Below are 18345 nucleotides of genomic sequence, written 5' to 3'. Positions count from 1 at the left end.
CCATGGAATTCCTCAACGAGTGGTTCTGGTTCTTCCTGCTGCTGCCGCTGGCCGCCGTTTCCGGCTGGGTGGTCGGCCGCCGCGGTGGCCAGCGCCATGGCGACACCCAGGTCAGCCGCCTGTCCAGCACCTACTTCCGCGGCCTGAACTACCTGCTCAACGAACAGCCGGACAAGGCGATCGAGCTGTTCCTGCACATCGCCGAGCTGGACAAGGAAACCTTCGAGACCCAGGTCGCGCTGGGCCACCTGTTCCGCCGCCGCGGCGAGGTCGACCGCGCGATCCGCCTGCACCAGGGCCTGGTCCAGCGCAACGACCTGTCCGACGCGCAGCGCGTACAGGCGCTGCTGGCGCTGGGCGAGGACTACATGAAGTCCGGGCTGCTCGACCGCGCCGAGACCGTGTTCTCCGACCTGGCCAAGATCGACCAGCGCGCGCCGCAGGCGCTCAAGCACCTGATCGGCATCTACCAGGCCGAGCGCGACTGGGAGCGGGCGATCGACAACGCCACCCGCTACGAGGAAGTCACCGGCGAGCCGATGGGCAAGCTGGTCTCGCAGTTCGAATGCGAACTGGCCGAGCGCCAGCGCGCCAACGGCGACCTCGCCGCCGCGCGCGCCTCCATCGCCCGCGCCTACCAGGCCGACGCGACCAGCGTGCGCGCCGGCATTCTCGAGGGTCGCATCGAGGCCGATTCGGGCAATCCGGAAGCGGCGATCCGCGCCTTCGAGCGCGCCGCGCGCCACGATCCGGACTACCTGCCGGAGTTCCTGCCGAGCCTGCTGTCGTGCTACGGCCAGGTCGGCGACACCGCCGGCGCGCGCGCGTTCCTCGCCGAGATGACCGAACACTACCGCGGCATCGCCCCGGTGCTGGCGCTGACCCGCCTGATCGAGGCGCAGGAAGGCACCAAGGCCGCGCGCGACTACCTCGGCCGCCAGCTCAAGGACCGGCCTTCGGTCCGCGGCGAGGCCGCGCTGATCGACCTCACCCTGGCGGTGGGCGCCGACAGCACCGCGACCCTGCACGACCTCAAGCACATCACCGACCAGCTGCTGGTCCGCAACCCGAGCTACCGCTGCACGCGCTGCGGCTTCGGTGCGCGCACCCACCACTGGCAATGCCCCAGCTGCAAGGAGTGGGGCACGGTCAAGCCGCTGCAGAACTACGCGGTGGTCTGATGCTGGCTCCCTGGCTGGGGCTGCACGCACTGGTCGCCGCGCTGGCGACCTGGGCCGCGCTGGCCTACGCGCGCCGGCGCCAGCTGTTCGACCAGCCGGGTGAGCGCCGCAGCCATTCGGTGCCCACGCCGCGCGGCGGCGGCATCGGCATCACCTGCGCGCTGCTTGCCGGGTGCGTGCTGCTGGCCACCACCGGCAAACCGCTGGCGCCGCTGGCCGGCTATGCGGTCGGCCTGGTGCTGGTCGCCGGCATCGGCTGGGTCGACGACCACCGTCCGCTTTCGCCATGGCTGCGCCTGGTGGTGCAATGCCTGGCCGGCCTCACGCTGGGGTGGGGCATGCTCGCCGGCGGCACGCACTGGGGCTGGGCGCTGCTGGGCGCGGCGCTGGTCCCGGTGCTGGTCAACGTCTGGAACTTCATGGACGGCATCGATGGCCTGGCGGCGAGCCAGGCGATGCTGGCCGCGGCCGCCTTCGCCTGGCTGGCACCCGGCACCTCCGCTGCCGGGCTAGCCCTGGCCGTCGCAACGGCCGCTTTCCTGCCGTTCAACTTCCCCCGGGCCCGGATCTTCCTCGGCGACGTCGGCAGCGGCACGCTGGGTTACGCCCTGGCCGCGCTGGCCGCCGCGGCCGGGCCACAGCTGGGCGGGGAGGGGGCTTTGCTCCTGCTGCTTCCGCTGTCGGCGTTCCTGGTCGACGCCTCGATGACCCTGGCCAGCCGGGCCCTGCGCGGCGAGCGCTGGTGGGAGCCGCACGTCACACATCTGTACCAGCGCTGGGTCCAGTCAGGCCGGAGTCATATGTTTGTGACGATGCTCTACGCCTCGTTCAGCATTGTCGCAATTATCCTTGCCGCGTTTCTGGACAACGCCGCGTCGTCGCTCCGGGGGGAGGGTGTCGCACTGTGGGTTGCCGTGGCGGCCGTGGGCTGGGCCGTCCTCCGGAGGAGCCTGGCTCCAGGGAATCCCAGTCGAGAGGACGCATGAACCCGGGCTCTAAAACCGCCGCGACCCTGACCCGCCTTGCCGTCGTCACCCACGACCTGGCGATGGTATACATCTGCTGGCAGCTGATGCACGTGCTGCGCTACGCCAGCCGGCACGAAGCCTGGCCCCTGCTGTCGTTTTCCCCGTCCATCGCCTGGGTCTTCGCTGCCCAGGCGATCGTGTTCTGGCAGGTGGGCCTGTACCGCGGACTGTGGCGCTTCGCCAGCGTCCCCGACCTCTGGAACATCTTCAAGGCCAGCGTCGTCGGCCTCGTCGTCATCGTGGTCGGCCTGGCCGTGTACAACCGGCTCGACTCGGTGCCGCGCACGGTGCTGGTGGTCTATCCGTTTGCGCTCACCGTGCTGCTGGGCATGCCGCGCCTGCTGTACCGGGTGTGGAAGGACCACCATGTGCGGCAGCGCAACCTCGCCGCGCGCCGCGTGCTGATCCTCGGCGCCGGCCAGGCCGGCGAGTCGCTGGTCCGCGACCTGCGCCGTTCCGGCGCGTTCGAGCCGGTCGGTTTCCTCGACGATTCGCTGCGCCTGCGCGGCAGCCGCCTGCACGGCGTGCCGGTGCTCGGGCGCCTCGAGGACGCGCCGACGGTGGCCCGCGAGACCGCCGCCGGCATGCTGGTCATCGCCATGCCGTCGCTGGACGCCGCGGCGATGCAGCGGGTGATGGCGATCTGCGAGCGCACCGGCCTGCCGTTCCGGATGGTGCCGCGGTTGAGCGACGTGCTCGAAGGCCAGGCGCTGCCGGGCGAGCTGAAGGAAGTGGCGATCGAGGACCTGCTCGGGCGCAAGCCGGTGACCCCGGACTGGAAGCTGATCCGCGGCTGGCTGGGCGGGCGCACGGTGATGGTGACCGGCGCCGGCGGCTCGATCGGTTCGGAGCTGTGCCGCCAGTGCGCACGCCATGGCGCGCGCCGCCTGGTGCTGCTGGAGATCGACGAACTGGCCCTGATCACCATCCATGGCGACCTGCGCCGCGCCTTCCCCGACCTCGAGATCGAAGCGGTGCTCGGCGACTGCGGCGATCCGGCGGTGACCGCGCACGCGCTGCGCCTGGGCCAGCCCGACGCGGTCTTCCATGCCGCCGCCTACAAGCAGGTCCCGCTGCTGGAAGCGCAGATGCGCGAGGCCGTGCGCAACAACATCCTCGCCACCGACACCGTGGCCCGGCTGTGCCGCGAGAACGGGGTGGGGACCTTCGTCTTCATTTCCACCGACAAGGCGGTCGACCCGGCCAACGTGCTGGGCGCGACCAAGCGCTTCGCCGAGATGATCGCCCAGTCGCTGGACGAGGAAGACGGCGGCACCCGCTTCGTGACCGTGCGTTTCGGCAACGTGCTCGACTCGGCCGGCAGCGTGGTCCCGCTGTTCCGCGAGCAGATCCGCAAGGGCGGTCCGGTGACCGTGACCGACCCGGAGGTGACCCGCTATTTCATGACCATCCCCGAGGCCTGCCAGCTGATCGTGCAGGCGGCGGCCTCCGGTTCGCATGGCGCGATCTACACGCTGGACATGGGCGAGCCGGTGCCGATCCGGCTGCTCGCCGAGCAGATGATCCGCCTGGCCGGCAAGCAGCCGGGCAGGGACATCGCCATCGTGTATACCGGCCTGCGGCCCGGCGAGAAGCTGCACGAGACCCTGTTCTACGCCGACGAACACTACCGCCCGACCTCGCATTCGAAGATACTTGAGGCGGGGAAACGTGAACTGTCCGCCGACCGCGTCATCGCGGGGGTGGAGCGTATGCGTGAGGCGGTGGCCCGTTACGACGAGCTGACGCTGCGCCAGGTACTGTGTGAGGTGATCCCCGAGTTCGTTCCCGCGGAAGTGGCCAGCCAGGCCGACGCCGGTGCCACCGTGGTCCCTTTCCCAGCTCGCGAGGCTAGATCCACAAGATGACGTTGAGGCGTATCAGGAAGGCAGTTTTCCCCGTTGCAGGCCTCGGAACCCGGTTCCTGCCCGCAACCAAGACCGTACCCAAGGAAATGCTGCCGATCATCGACCGGCCGCTGATCCAGTACGCGGTCGACGAGGCGATCGAAGCCGGGTGCGATACCCTGGTGTTCGTCACCAACCGCTACAAGCACGCGGTCGCCGACTATTTCGACAAGCATTACGAGCTCGAGCACAAGCTCGAGCAGGGCGGCAAGCTCGAGCAGCTCGAGCAGGTGCGCCACCCGCTCCCCGACCACGTCCGCGTGGTGTTCGTGACCCAGCCCGAAGCGATGGGCCTGGGCCATGCGGTGCTCTGCGCCAGGGACGTGGTCGGCGACGAGCCCTTCGCGGTGCTGCTGCCGGACGACCTGATGTGGAACCGCGGCGATGGCTGCCTGAAGCAGATGGCCGACCTGGCCGAGCGCACCGGCGGCGGCGCGATCGCGGTGGAAGAGGTGCCGCACGAGAAGACTTCCAGCTACGGCATCGTCGCCACCCGCGACTTCAAGGGCCGCAGCGGCCGCATCGAGGCGATGGTCGAGAAGCCGCAGCCCGAGGACGCGCCGAGCAACCTGGCCGTGGTCGGCCGCTACATCCTGCCGGGCAGCATCTTCCAGGCGCTGGAGAAGACCGGCCGTGGCGCCGGTGGCGAGATCCAGCTGACCGACGCGATCGCCGGGGTGATCAAGGCCGGCGGCCAGATCGACGCCTACCACTTCGAGGGCCGTCGCTTCGACTGCGGCGCGCACATCGGCCTGATCCAGGCCACCGTGCACTTCGCGCTGGAGCACCCGAAGCACGGCGCGGCCGCGCGTGCGGCCATGCTCGCGGCGCTGGACGAGAAGCGCAGCTGACCGGTCTCCGGATCCGGAAGCTGCAAACGAGAACGGCGCCCATCGGGCGCCGTTTTCGTTCCTGCGGTGGGCGAGGCCTCAGAGCGCCTCGAAGATGCCCGCCGCGCCCATGCCGGTGCCAATGCACATGGTGACCATGCCGTACTTCTGCTGGCGGCGGCGCAGGCCGTGGACCAGGGTGGCGGTACGGATGGCGCCGGTCGCGCCCAGCGGGTGGCCCAGGGCGATGGCGCCGCCCAGCGGGTTGACCTTGGACGGGTCCAGCTGGCTGTCGCGGATCACCGCCAGCGCCTGCGCGGCGAAGGCTTCGTTGAGCTCGATCCAGTCCAGCTGGTCCTTGGTGAGGCCGGCCTGCTTGAGCGCCTTCGGGATCGCGGCGATCGGGCCGATGCCCATCACTTCCGGGCGCACGCCGGCGACCGAGAAGCTGACGAAGCGGGCGAGGGGAGTCAGGCCGTAGTCCTTGATCGCCTGCTCGGAGGCCAGCAGCACCGCGCCGGCGCCGTCGCTCATCTGGGAGGAGTTGCCGGCGGTGACGCTGCCGCCGAACTGGCCGTTGCGGAACACCGGGCGCAGCTTGCCCAGGCCCTCGAGCGAGGTGTCCGGACGCGGGCCTTCGTCGGTGTCGACCAGGCGCTTCTTCAGCGCGATGGTATTGCCGGCCAGGTCGGGCACGTGCGAGACCACTTCGTACGGGGTGATCTCCGACCTGAACTCGCCGGCGGCGATCGCGGCCAGCGCCTTCTGGTGCGAGGCGAGGGCGAAGGCGTCCTGGTCCTCGCGCGAGACCTTCCACTCTTCGGCGACCTTCTCGGCGGTGATGCCCATGCCATAGGCGATGGCGACGTGGTCGTCCTTGAACACCGACGGCGACAGGGCGACCTTGTTGCCCATCATCGGCACCATCGACATCGACTCGGTGCCGCCGGCCAGCATCAGGTCGGCATTGCCCAGGCGGATCTGGTCCGCGGCCAGGGCCACGGCCTGCAGGCCCGAGGAGCAGAAGCGGTTGATGGTCTGCGCGGCGATGGTGTTGGGCAGGCCGGCCAGCAGCACGCCGATGCGCGCCACGTTCATGCCCTGCTCGCCCTCGGGCATCGCGCAGCCGATGATGGCGTCGTCGATGCGGTTGACGTCCATGCCCGGCGCCTGCGCGACCACGGCCTTGAGCACGTGGGCGAGCATGTCATCGGGACGGGTATTGCGGAACACGCCCTTGGGCGCCTTGCCGACCGGGGTGCGGGTGGCGGCGACGATGTAGGCGTCCTGGATCTGCTTGGTCATGGCTTTCTCCGAAAGCCGGGATTCGGGATTCGTGATCCGTGAGTCCAAAAGCGGACCCCGGATCGAACCCTTCATGCCGGCATCAATGGTTTCCTGGCTGGGGATGCGCTCTTGCGAATCCCCAATCCCGAATCACGAATCTCAGTTCCTCAGCGGCTTGCCCGTCTTGAGCATGTGGCCGATGCGCGCCTGGGTCTTTTCCTGCTGCGCCAGCTCGACGAAGTGCCTGCGTTCGAGCCTGAGCAGCCACTCCTCGTCGACCAGCGAGCCGCGGTCCACCTCGCCGCCGCTGACCACGGTCGCGATGCGGGTCGCGATCTCGTCGTCGTACGGGCTGATGAAGCGGCCCTCGAGCATGTTGACCAGCAGCATGCGGAACGTGGCGATGCCGACGTCGCCGGCAACCTGGATGCGGCGCTCCGGCAGCGGCGGGCGGTAGCCACCCTCCGCCAGGTTGCGGGCCTCGGCCTTGGCCACGTGCAGCAGCTCGTAGGCGTTGAACACGATCCGGTCGGTCGGGCGCAGCAGGCCCAGCTCCTTGGCCTCGACGGCCGAGGTCGACACCTTGGCCATGGCCACGGTCTCGAAGGTCTTCTTCAGCTCCGCGAACACGTCGCCGCCCGGGCCGGCCGCGCGCGAGGCGCGCACCGCCAGTTCCTTCAGGCCGCCGCCGGCCGGCAGCAGGCCCACGCCGGCCTCGACCAGGCCGATGTAGCTCTCCAGGTGGGCCACGGTGCGGGCGCTGTGCATCTGGAACTCGCAGCCGCCGCCCAGGGCCAGGCCGCGCACGGCCGCGACCACCGGGACCAGCGCGTACTTGATGCGCTGGCTGGTGCGCTGGAAGTTGGCGACCATCTCCTCGAACTGGTCGACCTTGCCGGCCTGCAGCAGGCCCAGCGCGCCAGCCAGGTCGGCGCCGGCGGAGAAGGGCTCCTTCTGCTGCCAGATCACCAGGCCCTCGAAGTCGCGCTCGGCGATCGAGATCGCTTCCTGCAGGCCGTTAAGCACGTGGTCGGAGACGGTGTTCATCTTGGTCTTGAACGAGACCACGGCGATGGCGTCGCCGTCGTGCCACATGCGCACGCCTTCGTTCTCGTAGACCGTCGTGCCCTGGTCGAACTTCTCGCCCAGCAGCGGATCCGGGAAGCGCTGGCGCTTGTACACCGCCAGCGAGGAGCGCGGCACGAGGGTATTGCTGGCCGGGCTGTAGCTGCCTTCGGCGGCATGCACGCCCTCGCGGCCGTCGAGCACCCACGCCGGCAGCGGGGCGTCGCTCATGGCCTTGCCGGCGGCGATGTCGTCGGCGATCCACTGCGCCACCTGCTTCCAGCCGGCAGCCTGCCAGGTCTCGAACGGGCCCAGGGACCAGCCGTAGCCCCAGCGGATGGCCAGGTCCACGTCGCGCGCGGTGTCGGCGATGTCCGCCAGGTGGTAGGCGCTGTAGTGGAAAAGGTCGCGGAACGCGGCCCACAGGAACTGCGCCTGCGGGTGCTGGCTCTCGCGAAGCTTCGCGAACTTCTCGGCCGGGTTCCTGGTCTTGAGGATTTCGACGACCTCGTCGGCGGCCTTGCGGTCGGCCGGGCGGTAGTCCTGCTTCTCCAGGTCGAGGACGACGATGTCCTTGCCGACCTTGCGGAAGATGCCGGCGCCGGCCTTCTGGCCCAGCGCGCCCTTGGCGATCAGCGCCTGCAGCCAGTCGGGCGACTGGAAATACCTGTGCCACGGATCCTGCGGCAGGGTGTCGGCCATGGTCTTGATGACGTGGGCCATGGTGTCCAGGCCGACCACGTCGGAGGTGCGGTAGGTCGCCGACTTCGGGCGACCGACCAGCGGGCCGGTCAGCGCGTCGACTTCGTCGAAGCCCAGGCCGAACTGGCGGGTGTGGTGGATCACCGACAGGATCGAGAACACGCCGATGCGGTTGCCGATGAAGTTCGGGGTGTCCTTGGCGTAGACCACGCCCTTGCCGAGGTTGGTGGTCAGGAAGGTCTCCAGGCCCTCCAGCACCGCCTTGTCGGTGGTGTCGGCCGGGATCAGCTCGGCCAGGTGCATGTAGCGCGGCGGGTTGAAGAAGTGCACGCCGCAGAAGCGGTGGCGCAGCTGCTCCGGCAACACGCCGGCCAGGGCGTTGATGCCCAGGCCGGAGGTGTTGGACGCCAGCACCGCGGTGTCGTTCACGAACGGAGCGATCTTCCTGTAGAGATCCTGCTTCCAGTCCATACGTTCGGCGATGGCCTCGATGATCAGGTCGCAGTCGCGCAGCTGCTCCAGGCCGGTGTCGTAGTTGGCCGGTGTGATCGCCTCGGCCAGCTTTTTGCTGGCCAGCGGGGCGGGGCTGAGCTTGCCCAGGTTGGCGATGGCCTTGAGGACCACGCCGTCGGCCGGGCCCTCCTTGGCGGCGAGGTCGAACAGGACGGTGTCAACACCGGCATTGGTGAGGTGGGCGGCGATCTGGGCGCCCATGACGCCGGCACCGAGCACGGCGGCGCGACGTACAAGCAGTTTCTCAGACATGTCTGGCAACCTGTTGATTGTGAATGATTACTTCGCCGGAGCCTGGAGCCCGGCGGCGGCGAAACGGATGAGTTCGCGGGCGGCTCTCGCCCGATGGGCAGCCTCGCTGGCGCTGGCCGGGCGTTTGATCAAACCGAAATCGGACATGGCATAGGTCAGGGCGCCGGCGAGGAAATCCAGACGCCAGTACAGGGTTTCCTTGTCCAGCTGCGGCAGGCAGGCGTGCAGCGCCTTGCCGAACTCGCGCAGGACGTGGCCGTAGTGGTCGGACAGGAACTTGCGCAGGCTCTCGTTGTGCTCGGCGTAGGCCCGGGCGATCACCCGGACGAAGGAGGCGCCGCCGTTTCGGTCCTGGGCCAGGGCCAGCGCCGGCTCGATGAACGCGGCGAGGATCGGTTCCAGCTCGCCCGGATGCTCGCGCAGGGCGGTTTCCAGCTGCTCGAGGCGGGCGGCGGTCATGCCGTCCATGCGCCGGCGGAAGACCTCGTTGACCAGGTTTTCCTTGGAGCCGAAGTGGTAGTTGACCGCAGCGATGTTGACGGCCGCCAGGCTGGTGACCTGGCGCAGCGAGGTCGCGGCGAAGCCGTGCTGGGCAAACAGTTCCTCGGCGGCGCCGAGGATCCGGTCCTTGGTGGAGAAGTGCGCGGCCCGGGCCATTGGTGGATCCAGTAGATCAAACGATTGTTTTAATCCTAGGCCCGCGCCCCGGCCGGGTCATTTTGCAATGCAGCATTTACGGTCGCCCGGGAGGCCTGCACCCCGGGCCGCCGCGATGTTAGAATTGCGCTACGCATTTGAAGCTAAGCCCGCGTCCCGACGCGGGTTTTTCGTGCTAACCTCGGGCCGTCCTGGTCCGGAATCCTCGTCCTTCACCAGAGAACACAGACAATGGCGCTGGAGCGCACCCTTTCGATCATCAAGCCCGATGCCGTCGCCAAGAACGTCATCGGCGAAATCTACTCCCGCTTCGAGAAGGCCGGCCTGAAGGTCGTGGCCGCCAAGTACAAGCAGCTGTCGCGCCGCGAGGCCGAGGGCTTCTACGCCGTGCACCGCGAGCGTCCGTTCTTCAACGCGCTGGTCGAGTTCATGATCTCCGGCCCGGTGATGATCCAGGTCCTGGAAGGCGAGAACGCCGTGCTGAAGCACCGCGAGCTGCTGGGCGCCACCAACCCGAAGGAAGCCGCGCCGGGCACCATCCGCGCCGACTTCGCCGAGTCGATCGACGCCAATGCCGCCCACGGTTCGGACTCGGTCGAGAACGCCGCGATCGAAGTGGCCTACTTCTTCGCCGCCACCGAAGTCGTTTCGCGCTGAGCGCGTTGAAGTAGAAGGTCGAAGCACGTGTCCGCACTCCCGCAGATCCCCAGCGTGACCACCACCGGCGAGCCGATCGCCGCGCCCGTGGCCGCGCGCCAGAACCTGCTCGAGCTGGACCGTGCCGGGCTCGAGCGCTTCTTCGTCGAGGTCCTCGGCGAGCAGAAGTTCCGCGCCCACCAGGTGATGAAGTGGATCCACCACCGCTACGTCACCGACTTCGACCAGATGACCGACCTCGGCAAGGCGCTGCGTGCCAAGCTGCATGCGCATGCCGAGGTCGTCGTCCCCAACGTCGTGTTCGACAAGCCCTCCGCCGACGGCACCCACAAGTGGCTGCTGGCGATGGGCGCCGATGGCAAGAACGCCATCGAGACCGTGTACATCCCCGACAAGGGCCGCGGCACGCTGTGCGTGTCCTCCCAGGTCGGCTGCGGGCTGAACTGCACCTTCTGTTCGACCGCCACCCAGGGCTTCAACCGCAACCTGACCACCGCCGAGATCATCGGCCAGGTGTGGGTCGCTGCGCGCCACCTGGGCAACGTGCCGCACCAGCAGCGCCGCCTCACCAACGTGGTGATGATGGGCATGGGCGAGCCGCTGATGAATTTCGACAACGTCGTGCGCGCGATGAGCATCATGCGCGACGACCTGGGCTACGGCCTGGCCAACAAGCGCGTGACCCTGTCGACCTCCGGCCTGGTGCCGATGATCGACCGGCTCTCGGTGGAGAGCGACGTCTCGCTGGCCGTCTCGCTGCATGCGCCGAACGATGCGCTGCGCGAAACCCTGGTCCCGCTCAACAGGAGGTACCCGATCGCCGAGCTGATGGCCTCCTGCGCGCGCTACCTGCGCGCCAACAAGAAGCGCGAGTCGGTCACCTTCGAGTACACCCTGATGAAGGGCGTCAACGACCAGCCCGAGCACGCCCGCCAGCTGGCGAAGCTGATGCGCCAGTTCGACAACGCGGTGCAGGCGCGCGATTCGGGCAAGGTCAACCTGATCCCGTTCAACCCGTTCCCCGGCACCCGCTACGAGCGCTCCGACGAGGCGACCATCCGCGCCTTCCAGAAGATCCTGCTCGATTCGCAGGTGCTGACCATGGTCCGCCGCACCCGCGGCGACGACATCGACGCGGCCTGCGGCCAGCTCAAGGGCCAGGTCATGGACCGCACCCGGCGCCAGGCCGAGTTCCGGCGCCAGCTCGAGCGCCAGGATCCCGGGCACATGGATGGCCATGCGGCCTGAGCCGCGGCTGCTGCTGGTCGCCATCGCCGTCGCGCTGCTGGCCGCAGCGTGCGCCAGGCCGGCGAAGGTCAAACCTCCGAAGATCAAGGGCACCGAGCAGGTCGCCCCGACCTACAGACTGCAGGACGGCCCGGATACGAAGCGCCGGGTCCAGGTGGTCGAGCTGCTGGGCCTGGCGGGGCAGCGCTTCGCCGGCGGCGAGTTCGACGCGGCCGAGGCGCAGGTGCGCAAGGCCCTGAAGCTGGACCCGTCGGCGGTCGACGCCTATACGCTGCTGGGCGCGATCGAGAGCCGCAAGGGCAATGCCGCGGTGGCCGGCCAGCACTACCGCCGCGCCGCCGAGCTGGCCCCGGAGCGGGGCGACGTGCTCAACAACTACGGCGCCTGGCTGTGCGCCAACGGCTACCCGGCCGAGGCGCTGGTCTGGTTCGACCGGGCGCTGGCCTCGCCGGGCTACCGCACCCCCGGCTCGGCCCTGGCCAATGCCGGCAGCTGCGCCCTGCGAACGGGGCAGCGCGAGCGTGCCGAACGTGACCTGCGTCGCGCTCTGGAAATCGAACCCCGGAATATCCATGCATTGGCCAGCATGGCCGAGTATCAATATGGCCAGGGGAACTACTTCGAGGCGCGTGCGTTCGCGGAACGTAGACTGGCCGCTGGGCCGGCCGACGCATCCGTGTTACAACTCGCGGCCAGGATCGAAGAAAGGCTTGGCGACAGGGCGGCCGCCAGTCGGTACCAACAGCGGCTCAGGGCGGAGTTCCCGGAGGCCGCGACTGCAAAGACCGGGGAAGATCCACAGTGATGCACGATTCCAGCGCGAACATCCTGGGTGATGCGCTTGGTTGTGGTGCGCGCCTGCGCGAGGCTCGGGAGGCGGCCGGGCTGGGCCTGCCGGAAGTGGCGTCGCGCCTGCGCATGCCGCTGCACGTGGTGGAGGCGCTCGAGGAAGGGCGCTGGGAAGTGATCGGCGCGACGGTGTTCGTGCGCGGCCAGCTGCGCAGCTACGCGAAGCTGCTCGGCATCGACATCGAGCCGTTCCTGGAGACCACCGTGGCCCCGGCCGTGCCGTTGGAGCTGGTCAGCCATGCGCACACCCCGCGCTACCAGCGCTGGGTAGAGAACATGGGCCGGCGCATGGTCTATGGCGTCATCACGATCGCCATCGCCGTGCCGGTCTGGCTGGCCACCCGTTCGCACCTCACCGAGGCCCCGCCGGCGACCGCTTCGCTGGACGCGGTGCCGCCGGCGCTGGTCGCCGACGTGCCGGCCCAGTCCAGCCTGCCGGCGCCGCCGCCGGCGCAGCCGGAAACCAGCGGCCCGTACATGGCCTCGCTGGCGCCGGCCGTGGGCCGTGCCGCCGCCGCCCCGGTGGGCGACGACGTCCTCCAGCTCGAATTCAGCGGCGAAAGCTGGATGCAGGTGAGTGGCCGCGACGGCCGCGTGGTGGAGCAGGGCCTGATGCGCGCCGGCGAGAGCCGCCGCCTCGATCCGGCCGCGGTGGGCAGCGTGGTGCTGGGCAATGCCTCGGTGGTACGTGTTCAGCAATCCGGCAGTATCGTGGACCTGACGCCGTACCAGCGGGCGAACGTCGCCCGCTTTGCGGTATCCTCTGACGGTTCCGTCACCGCTGCCGAATAAGCCGGCGCGGCCGGCGCTCCACCACAAGGCAACACGCAAGCCCCCGCCGGCCACCGCGCGGGGCAGGGAACTGCATGGCAATCGACGACCTGCTGGACGAGCACGAACAGGGCGAACGCGTTCGCGCCTGGCTCCGCAACAACGCACTGGGCATCCTGGGCGGCCTGGCCCTGGGCATCGCCGCGATCTATGGCTGGCAGTGGTGGGGCCGCCACCAGGCGCAACAGCAGCAGCAGGCGCACGCCGCCTACGCCGAGGCGATGAAGCAGCTGGAAGCCGGGCAGACCGAGAAGGCCGGCGAGCTGCTGGCCGGGCAGGAGGGCACCTACGCGACCCTCGCCGCGCTGCGCGTGGCCAAGGCCCAGGTCGAGGCCGGCAAGATCGACGAAGCCATCGCCACGCTGAGTGGCATCCACGCCGATCCGGCCCTGCAGGCCGTGGTCGACGAGCGCCTGGCCCAGCTGTATACCGCTGCCGGCAAGCCGGACGAGGCGCTGAAGCAGCTGGAAGGCGACACCGGCAGCACCGCGCTGGAACTGCGCGGCGACGCGCTGCTGGCCGCCGGCAAGCGCGACGAGGCGCGCGACGCCTACGCCGAAGCGCTGACCGGCACCGACGTGGCCTCGCCGGCCCGTCGCCGCATCGAACTCAAGCTCCAGGAAACCGGCGGCCAGGTGCCCGAGCCGGCGGAGGCGACCTGACATGCTGACCAGTAACACGATCCGCGCCGTTGCCGGCGCCGGCCTGCTGGCGCTTGCGCTGTCCGGCTGCTCGACCATGAAGGGCTGGTTCGCCGGCAAGGACGCGGAGGCCAAGAAGGCGGCCGAACCGGCCGAGCTGGTCGATTTCCAGGCCACGATCAAGCCGCGCAAGATCTGGTCGGCCAACCTCGGCGACGGCGAGCAGCGCATCGGCGCGCGCCAGACCCCGGCGCTGGCCGATGGTCGCGTGTACGCGGCCGCCGCCGAAGGCACGGTCACCGCGCTGGACCTGCACACCGGCAAGGAAGCGTGGCGCTTCAAGGCCGACAAGAAGGAAGGCCTGCGCCTGGCCGGTGGCCCCGGCGTGGGCGAGGGCCTGGTCGTGGTCGGCGGCCTGGGCGGCGAAGTCATCGCGCTGGATGCCGCCAACGGCAGCGAGCGCTGGCGCGCCAAGGTGACCAGCGAGGTTATCGTGGCCCCGCTGGTGGTCCAGGGCCTGGTCATCGTGCGCAGCAACGACGGCCGCATCTCGACCTTCGATGCCTCCAGCGGCGAGCGCCGCTGGTTCAGCGAGCACGAGCTGCCGCCGCTGACCGTGCGCGGCAACGCGCCGCTGGCCTACGGCCCGGGGGTACTGTTCTCGGGCAACGACGATGGCACCCTGACCGCGATCGCGCTGCAGGACGGCCGCGTACTGTGGGAGCAGATGGTCGGCACCGGCGAGGGCCGCACCGAGCTGGAGCGCATGTCCGACGTGGACAGCGCGCCGCTGATCGACGGGACCCAGCTGTTCGCCAGCAGCTTCAAGAACCGCACCATCGCCATCGACGGCCCCAGCGGCCGGCCGATGTGGCAGAGCGAGCACGGCGGCATCGGCGGCATGGCCGCGGCGCCGTCCGGCCTGCTGCTGTCCAGCCCGGCGGGCACCGTGTACATGCTCGACAAGTACAGCGGCGCGGCGCTGTGGTCGCAGCCGGCGCTGGCGCGCCGCTCGCTGACCGGCCCGGCGGTGCACGGCGATTACGCCGTGGTCGCCGACTACGACGGCTACGTGCACTGGCTGGGCCTGGCCGACGGCCAGTTCGCCGCGCGCGAGCGCGTCGGTGGCAAGGCGGTAAAGGGCCAGCCGCAGGTGGCCGATGGAATCCTCGTGGTGCAGAACGTCGAAGGCGGGCTGACCGCTTTCCGTCTGGACTGACGGACGGATGCAGGCAGGGATCGCGCCATGTTGCCGCTGGTTGCCCTGGTCGGACGGCCGAACGTCGGCAAGTCGACTCTTTTCAATGCGCTGACCCGCAGCCGCGACGCGCTGGTCCACGACGAACCCGGGGTCACCCGCGACCGCCATTACGGCGTGTGCCGGCTGGACCCCGACCGGCCGTTCCTGCTGGTCGATACCGGCGGCATCGCCGGCGAGGAAGAAGGCCTGGCCGGCGCGACCGCGCGGCAGGCCCGCGCCGCGGCGGCCGAGGCCGACCTGATCCTGTTCGTGGTCGACGGCCGCGAGGGGACCTCGGCGCTGGACGACGAGATCCTGGCCTGGCTGCGCAAGCTGGCGCGGCCGACGCTGCTGGTCGTCAACAAGATCGACGGCACCTTCGAGGAAGCGGTGCGCGGCGAGTTCGCCCGCTACGGCTTCGCCGACATGCTGGCCGTGTCCGCCGCCCACCGCCAGGGCCTGGACGACCTGCACGCCGAGGTCCTCGATCGCCTGCCGGAAGAGGGCAGCGGCGAGGAGCTGGACAACGATCCGGACCGCCTGCGCATCGCCTTCGTCGGCCGCCCCAACGTGGGCAAGTCGACCCTGGTGAACCGCCTGCTGGGCGAGGAGCGGATGATCGCCTCCGAAGTCCCCGGCACCACCCGCGATTCGATCGCGGCGGACCTGGAACGCGACGGCAAGCTCTACCGGCTGATCGACACCGCCGGCATCCGCCGCCGCGGCAAGGTCGAGGAGGCGGTCGAGAAGTTCAGTGTGGTCAAGACCATGCAGGCGATCGAGCGCTGCCAGGTCGCGGTGCTGATGCTCGACGCCACCGAGGGCGTGACCGACCAGGACGCCACCGTGCTCGGCGCGGTGCTCGACGCCGGCCGCGCCCTGGTGATTGCGGTCAACAAGTGGGACGGCCTGACCACCTACCAGCGCGAGCAGGCCGAGGCGCTGCTGTCGCGCAAGCTCTCGTTCGTGCCCTGGGCCGAGTCGGTGCGCATCTCGGCAAAGCACGGCTCGGGCCTGCGCGAGCTGTTCCGCGCGGTCCACCGCGCCCACGCCTCGGCGATCCGCACCTTCAGCACCAGCGAGGTGAACAAGGCGCTGGAGATCGCGTACGAGACCAACCCGCCGCCGAGCGTGCGCGGCCACGTCGCCAAGCTGCGCTACGTGCATCCGGGCGGCGAGAACCCGCCGACCTTCGTCGTCCACGGCACGCGCCTGAAGGATCTGCCGGAGGCGTACAAGCGCTACCTGGAAAACTTCTTCCGCAAGCGCTTCAAGCTGGTCGGCACGCCGGTGCGCATGCTGTTCCGCGAAGGCGCCAATCCCTACGAAGGGAAGAAGAACGAGCTGACCGACCGCCAGGTCGCGCGCAAGCGCCGGCTCATGCGCCACGTCAAGCGCAAGTGAGATGGCGGCGGTGTTCGCCGCCGATGCGCTGACCTTGGGCCTGCTGGCCGGCGGCCGCGGCAGCCGCCTCGGCGGCGTCGACAAGGCCTGGCTGCAGCGCGACGGGATCCCGCAGGTGCTGCGCTTCGCCCGCCGTTTCCCCGGCGAGACCGGCCCGGTGCTGGTCAGCGCCAACCGCGACCTGCAGCGCTATGCCGAAGCCGGGCTGCAGGCCGTGCCCGACCGCCTGCCGGCGGACAGTGGGCCGCTGGCAGGGATCGAGGCGCTGGCCGCCGCGTGCACCACGCCATGGCTGCTGACCCTGCCGGTGGACCTGTTCGACGTGAACGACTGCCTGGTGCGCACGCTGGCCAGCGGCGCCTCCGCTGCCGGCGCGGTGGCGGAAGACGACGACGCGTTGCAGCCACTGGTCGCGCTGTACCGCGTGGCACCGCTGCGTACCGCGCTCACAGAGGCGATCGCCGCCGGCGAACTGGCGCCGCGCCGGTTGCAGGAACGGCTGGAGCTGCCACGCGTGCGCTTCGCCGGCGTACGCTTCGGCAATCTCAACACCCCGCAGGACCTGGCCGTGGCGCGCATCGCGCTGCCGTGAGCAGCCTGCAACGGAGCCGCCGATGAGCACAGAAGCATTCCCGACCCGGATCAGCCTGGCCGAGGCGCTGGAGATCGTGCGCGCGGTCGCCAGCGCGCGCCGCCTGCCGGTGGAACCCGTGGCCACCGGTCGCGCCGACGGCCGCGTGCTGGCTTCCGGCGTGACCGCGCCGTCGCCGCTGCCGGCCTTCGACAACAGCGCGATGGACGGCTTCGCGCTGCGCCACGCCGACCTGTCGGCCGACGCGCCGACCACGCTGCGCCTGGTGGGCGAGCAGTTCGCGGGACTCGACGCTGGCCTGGTCGTGGCCGCGGGCGAGTGCGTGCGCATCACCACCGGCGCGCCGATGCCGCAGGGCGCGGACACGGTGCTGATCAGGGAGAACGCGACGGTCGAGGGCGATCGCGTGGTCGTGCCGGCGGGCCTCAAGCCCGGCGCGCATGTGCGCCTGCGCGCGGAGGACGTGGCCGAGGGCGACGAGGTGCTGCAGGCGGGGCAGATGCTGACGCCGGCGCGCGTGGGGCTGGCCGCGTCGCTGGGCATCGACCGGCTGCCGGTGGTGGCGCGGCCGACGGTGGCGGTGTTCGCCAGCGGCGACGAGCTGGTCGAGCCGGGCATGCCGCTGCAGCCGGGGCAGGTCTACAACAGCAACCGGGACCTGCTGATGGCGCAGCTGCGCGCGCTAGGGCTGGAGCCGGTGGCGTGGCCGACGCTGCCGGACGATCCGGCGCGGATCGAGGCGGTGCTGGGCGATGCGGTGGACAGCTTCGACGTGGTGCTGACCTGCGGTGGGGTCTCGGCGGGGGAGAAGGACCATCTGCCGCGCTGGCTGCAGTCGCGCGGGCGGATCCATTTCTGGAAGGTGCGGATGCGGCCGGGCATGCCGCTGCTGTTCGGGGAGGCGGAGCGGGCGCTGGTACTGGCGTTGCCGGGCAATCCGGTGTCGACGCTGGCGACGTTCACGGTGTTCGGGCGGGTGCTGCTGGACAGGCTGCAGGGTCGCAGCGAGCCGCGGCCGCGCTGGCGTGCGCGGCTGGCGGCGCCGTGGCGCAAGGCGCACGAGCGGGCGGAGTTCCTGCGCGGTCGCCTGGGCCAGTCCGACGATGCGGTGCTGCGGGTCTACCCGAATCCCGCCGACGGTTCCCACCGCCTGCGCGGCGCCGCCGACAGCGACGTGCTGATCGTGCTGGAGGAGGGGGCCCGCGATTACGCGACGGGGGACCTGGTCGAGGTGCTGCCTTTGTAGTGTTCGTTGCGGTTGCCGGGTGGGCCGGAACGGCCACGGCAATAGCAACAGCAACAGCAACAGCAACAGCGTAGGTTGCGTCGGCTCCGGACGGAGCCGCGGCAGCACAGGGGTATGGCGCATCGCGCGGTTCCGCGTCCGCGCCGGGACTGAACACAGGCGCTAGCGAGGACTGGCGCGTCGCCACGCGCAAGCAGGCTCACCGCTCGTACTGC

General features: G+C 70.1%; 16 protein-coding genes. 13 read left to right on the top strand and 3 right to left on the bottom strand.

Annotated features, from left to right (window positions below; translation table 11 throughout):
* Positions 1-2: 2 nt before the first annotated feature.
* Genes lapB through galU form a run of 4 tightly spaced genes read left to right on the top strand, consistent with a single transcriptional unit; the run spans position 3 to position 4967 of the window.
* The gene (gene lapB, locus M503_RS0101430; protein WP_028919474.1) at positions 3-1181 is read left to right on the top strand and encodes a lipopolysaccharide assembly protein LapB; all 1179 of its coding nucleotides are present in this window, start codon (positions 3-5) and stop codon (positions 1179-1181) included.
* Complete coding sequence (locus M503_RS0101425) at positions 1181-2167, top strand: MraY family glycosyltransferase (protein ID WP_037060151.1); 987 nt, start codon at positions 1181-1183, stop codon at positions 2165-2167. The genes lapB and M503_RS0101425 overlap by 1 nt, the downstream gene beginning before the upstream one ends.
* Positions 2164-4077, top strand: a complete 1914-nt coding sequence (locus M503_RS0101420; RefSeq protein WP_028919472.1) for a polysaccharide biosynthesis protein — start codon at positions 2164-2166, stop codon at positions 4075-4077. The genes M503_RS0101425 and M503_RS0101420 overlap by 4 nt, the downstream gene beginning before the upstream one ends.
* The gene (galU, locus tag M503_RS0101415; RefSeq protein ID WP_028919471.1) at positions 4074-4967 is read left to right on the top strand and encodes a UTP--glucose-1-phosphate uridylyltransferase GalU; all 894 of its coding nucleotides are present in this window, start codon (positions 4074-4076) and stop codon (positions 4965-4967) included. The genes M503_RS0101420 and galU overlap by 4 nt, the downstream gene beginning before the upstream one ends.
* A gap of 78 nt (positions 4968-5045) precedes the next feature.
* On the opposite strand, the gene M503_RS0101410 is transcribed toward galU, so the two are convergent.
* The 3 genes from M503_RS0101410 to M503_RS0101400 all read right to left on the bottom strand — a co-directional run bounded on the left by M503_RS0101410 (position 5046) and on the right by M503_RS0101400 (position 9422).
* Complete coding sequence (locus tag M503_RS0101410) at positions 5046-6251, bottom strand: acetyl-CoA C-acyltransferase (RefSeq protein ID WP_028919470.1); 1206 nt, start codon at positions 6249-6251, stop codon at positions 5046-5048.
* Positions 6252-6392: 141 nt separating this feature from the next.
* Positions 6393-8765 carry a 3-hydroxyacyl-CoA dehydrogenase/enoyl-CoA hydratase family protein gene (locus tag M503_RS0101405; RefSeq protein WP_028919469.1) on the bottom strand — a complete coding sequence of 791 codons (2373 nt, stop codon included), beginning with the start codon at positions 8763-8765 and terminating at the stop codon, positions 6393-6395.
* 27 nt (positions 8766-8792) lie between these two features.
* Entirely contained in the window at positions 8793-9422 is a 630-nt protein-coding gene (locus M503_RS0101400; protein WP_028919468.1) for a TetR/AcrR family transcriptional regulator, read from the bottom strand.
* 231 nt (positions 9423-9653) lie between these two features.
* Between M503_RS0101400 and ndk the strand changes: the two genes are divergently transcribed.
* The 9 genes from ndk to M503_RS0101355 all read left to right on the top strand — a co-directional run bounded on the left by ndk (position 9654) and on the right by M503_RS0101355 (position 18130).
* A complete protein-coding gene (gene ndk, locus M503_RS0101395) occupies positions 9654-10079 on the top strand; it encodes a nucleoside-diphosphate kinase (protein WP_024867958.1) in 426 nt (141 codons plus the stop codon).
* 45 nt (positions 10080-10124) lie between these two features.
* A complete protein-coding gene (gene rlmN / locus M503_RS0101390; RefSeq protein WP_155951946.1) occupies positions 10125-11327 on the top strand; it encodes a 23S rRNA (adenine(2503)-C(2))-methyltransferase RlmN in 1203 nt (400 codons plus the stop codon).
* Between the two features lie 13 nt (positions 11328-11340).
* Complete coding sequence (gene pilW, locus M503_RS0101385) at positions 11341-12132, top strand: type IV pilus biogenesis/stability protein PilW (RefSeq protein ID WP_024867956.1); 792 nt, start codon at positions 11341-11343, stop codon at positions 12130-12132.
* The gene (locus tag M503_RS0101380) at positions 12129-12968 is read left to right on the top strand and encodes a helix-turn-helix domain-containing protein (protein WP_028919466.1); all 840 of its coding nucleotides are present in this window, start codon (positions 12129-12131) and stop codon (positions 12966-12968) included. Before pilW ends, M503_RS0101380 begins: the two co-directional genes overlap by 4 nt.
* Before the next feature lie 74 nt (positions 12969-13042).
* Entirely contained in the window at positions 13043-13669 is a 627-nt protein-coding gene (locus M503_RS0101375; RefSeq protein WP_028919465.1) for a YfgM family protein, read from the top strand.
* A gap of 1 nt (position 13670) precedes the next feature.
* The gene (gene bamB / locus M503_RS0101370) at positions 13671-14867 is read left to right on the top strand and encodes an outer membrane protein assembly factor BamB (RefSeq protein WP_028919464.1); all 1197 of its coding nucleotides are present in this window, start codon (positions 13671-13673) and stop codon (positions 14865-14867) included.
* Positions 14868-14894: 27 nt separating this feature from the next.
* Positions 14895-16292, top strand: coding sequence for a ribosome biogenesis GTPase Der (gene der, locus M503_RS0101365; RefSeq protein WP_028919463.1), 1398 nt, complete (start codon positions 14895-14897; stop codon positions 16290-16292).
* Between the two features lies 1 nt (position 16293).
* Positions 16294-16884, top strand: a complete 591-nt coding sequence (locus tag M503_RS0101360; RefSeq protein ID WP_028919462.1) for an NTP transferase domain-containing protein — start codon at positions 16294-16296, stop codon at positions 16882-16884.
* A 22-nt stretch (positions 16885-16906) separates the two neighbouring features.
* Positions 16907-18130: a molybdopterin molybdotransferase MoeA gene (locus M503_RS0101355; protein ID WP_028919461.1), complete on the top strand. Its 1224-nt coding sequence runs from the start codon at positions 16907-16909 to the stop codon at positions 18128-18130.
* Positions 18131-18345: the final 215 nt, after the last annotated feature.

The organism is Pseudoxanthomonas suwonensis J47 (assembly GCF_000513955.1).
GTDB classification, from domain to species: domain Bacteria; phylum Pseudomonadota; class Gammaproteobacteria; order Xanthomonadales; family Xanthomonadaceae; genus Pseudoxanthomonas; species Pseudoxanthomonas suwonensis_C.
This window is presented reverse-complemented; position numbering and strand designations above follow the sequence as displayed.

What these genes read in the sequence shown, in the direction of transcription:
- lapB (WP_028919474.1), top strand. Translation starts at nt 3, where the DNA reads ATGGAATTCCTCAACGAGTGGTTCTGGTTCTTCCTGCTGCTGCCGCTG.
- M503_RS0101425 (WP_037060151.1), top strand. Translation starts at nt 1,181, where the DNA reads ATGCTGGCTCCCTGGCTGGGGCTGCACGCACTGGTCGCCGCGCTGGCG.
- M503_RS0101420 (WP_028919472.1), top strand. Translation starts at nt 2,164, where the DNA reads ATGAACCCGGGCTCTAAAACCGCCGCGACCCTGACCCGCCTTGCCGTC.
- galU (WP_028919471.1), top strand. Translation starts at nt 4,074, where the DNA reads ATGACGTTGAGGCGTATCAGGAAGGCAGTTTTCCCCGTTGCAGGCCTC.
- M503_RS0101410 (WP_028919470.1), bottom strand. Translation starts at nt 6,251, where the DNA reads ATGACCAAGCAGATCCAGGACGCCTACATCGTCGCCGCCACCCGCACC.
- M503_RS0101405 (WP_028919469.1), bottom strand. Translation starts at nt 8,765, where the DNA reads ATGTCTGAGAAACTGCTTGTACGTCGCGCCGCCGTGCTCGGTGCCGGC.
- M503_RS0101400 (WP_028919468.1), bottom strand. Translation starts at nt 9,422, where the DNA reads ATGGCCCGGGCCGCGCACTTCTCCACCAAGGACCGGATCCTCGGCGCC.
- ndk (WP_024867958.1), top strand. Translation starts at nt 9,654, where the DNA reads ATGGCGCTGGAGCGCACCCTTTCGATCATCAAGCCCGATGCCGTCGCC.
- M503_RS0101375 (WP_028919465.1), top strand. Translation starts at nt 13,043, where the DNA reads ATGGCAATCGACGACCTGCTGGACGAGCACGAACAGGGCGAACGCGTT.
- bamB (WP_028919464.1), top strand. Translation starts at nt 13,671, where the DNA reads ATGCTGACCAGTAACACGATCCGCGCCGTTGCCGGCGCCGGCCTGCTG.
- der (WP_028919463.1), top strand. Translation starts at nt 14,895, where the DNA reads ATGTTGCCGCTGGTTGCCCTGGTCGGACGGCCGAACGTCGGCAAGTCG.
- M503_RS0101360 (WP_028919462.1), top strand. Translation starts at nt 16,294, where the DNA reads ATGGCGGCGGTGTTCGCCGCCGATGCGCTGACCTTGGGCCTGCTGGCC.
- M503_RS0101355 (WP_028919461.1), top strand. Translation starts at nt 16,907, where the DNA reads ATGAGCACAGAAGCATTCCCGACCCGGATCAGCCTGGCCGAGGCGCTG.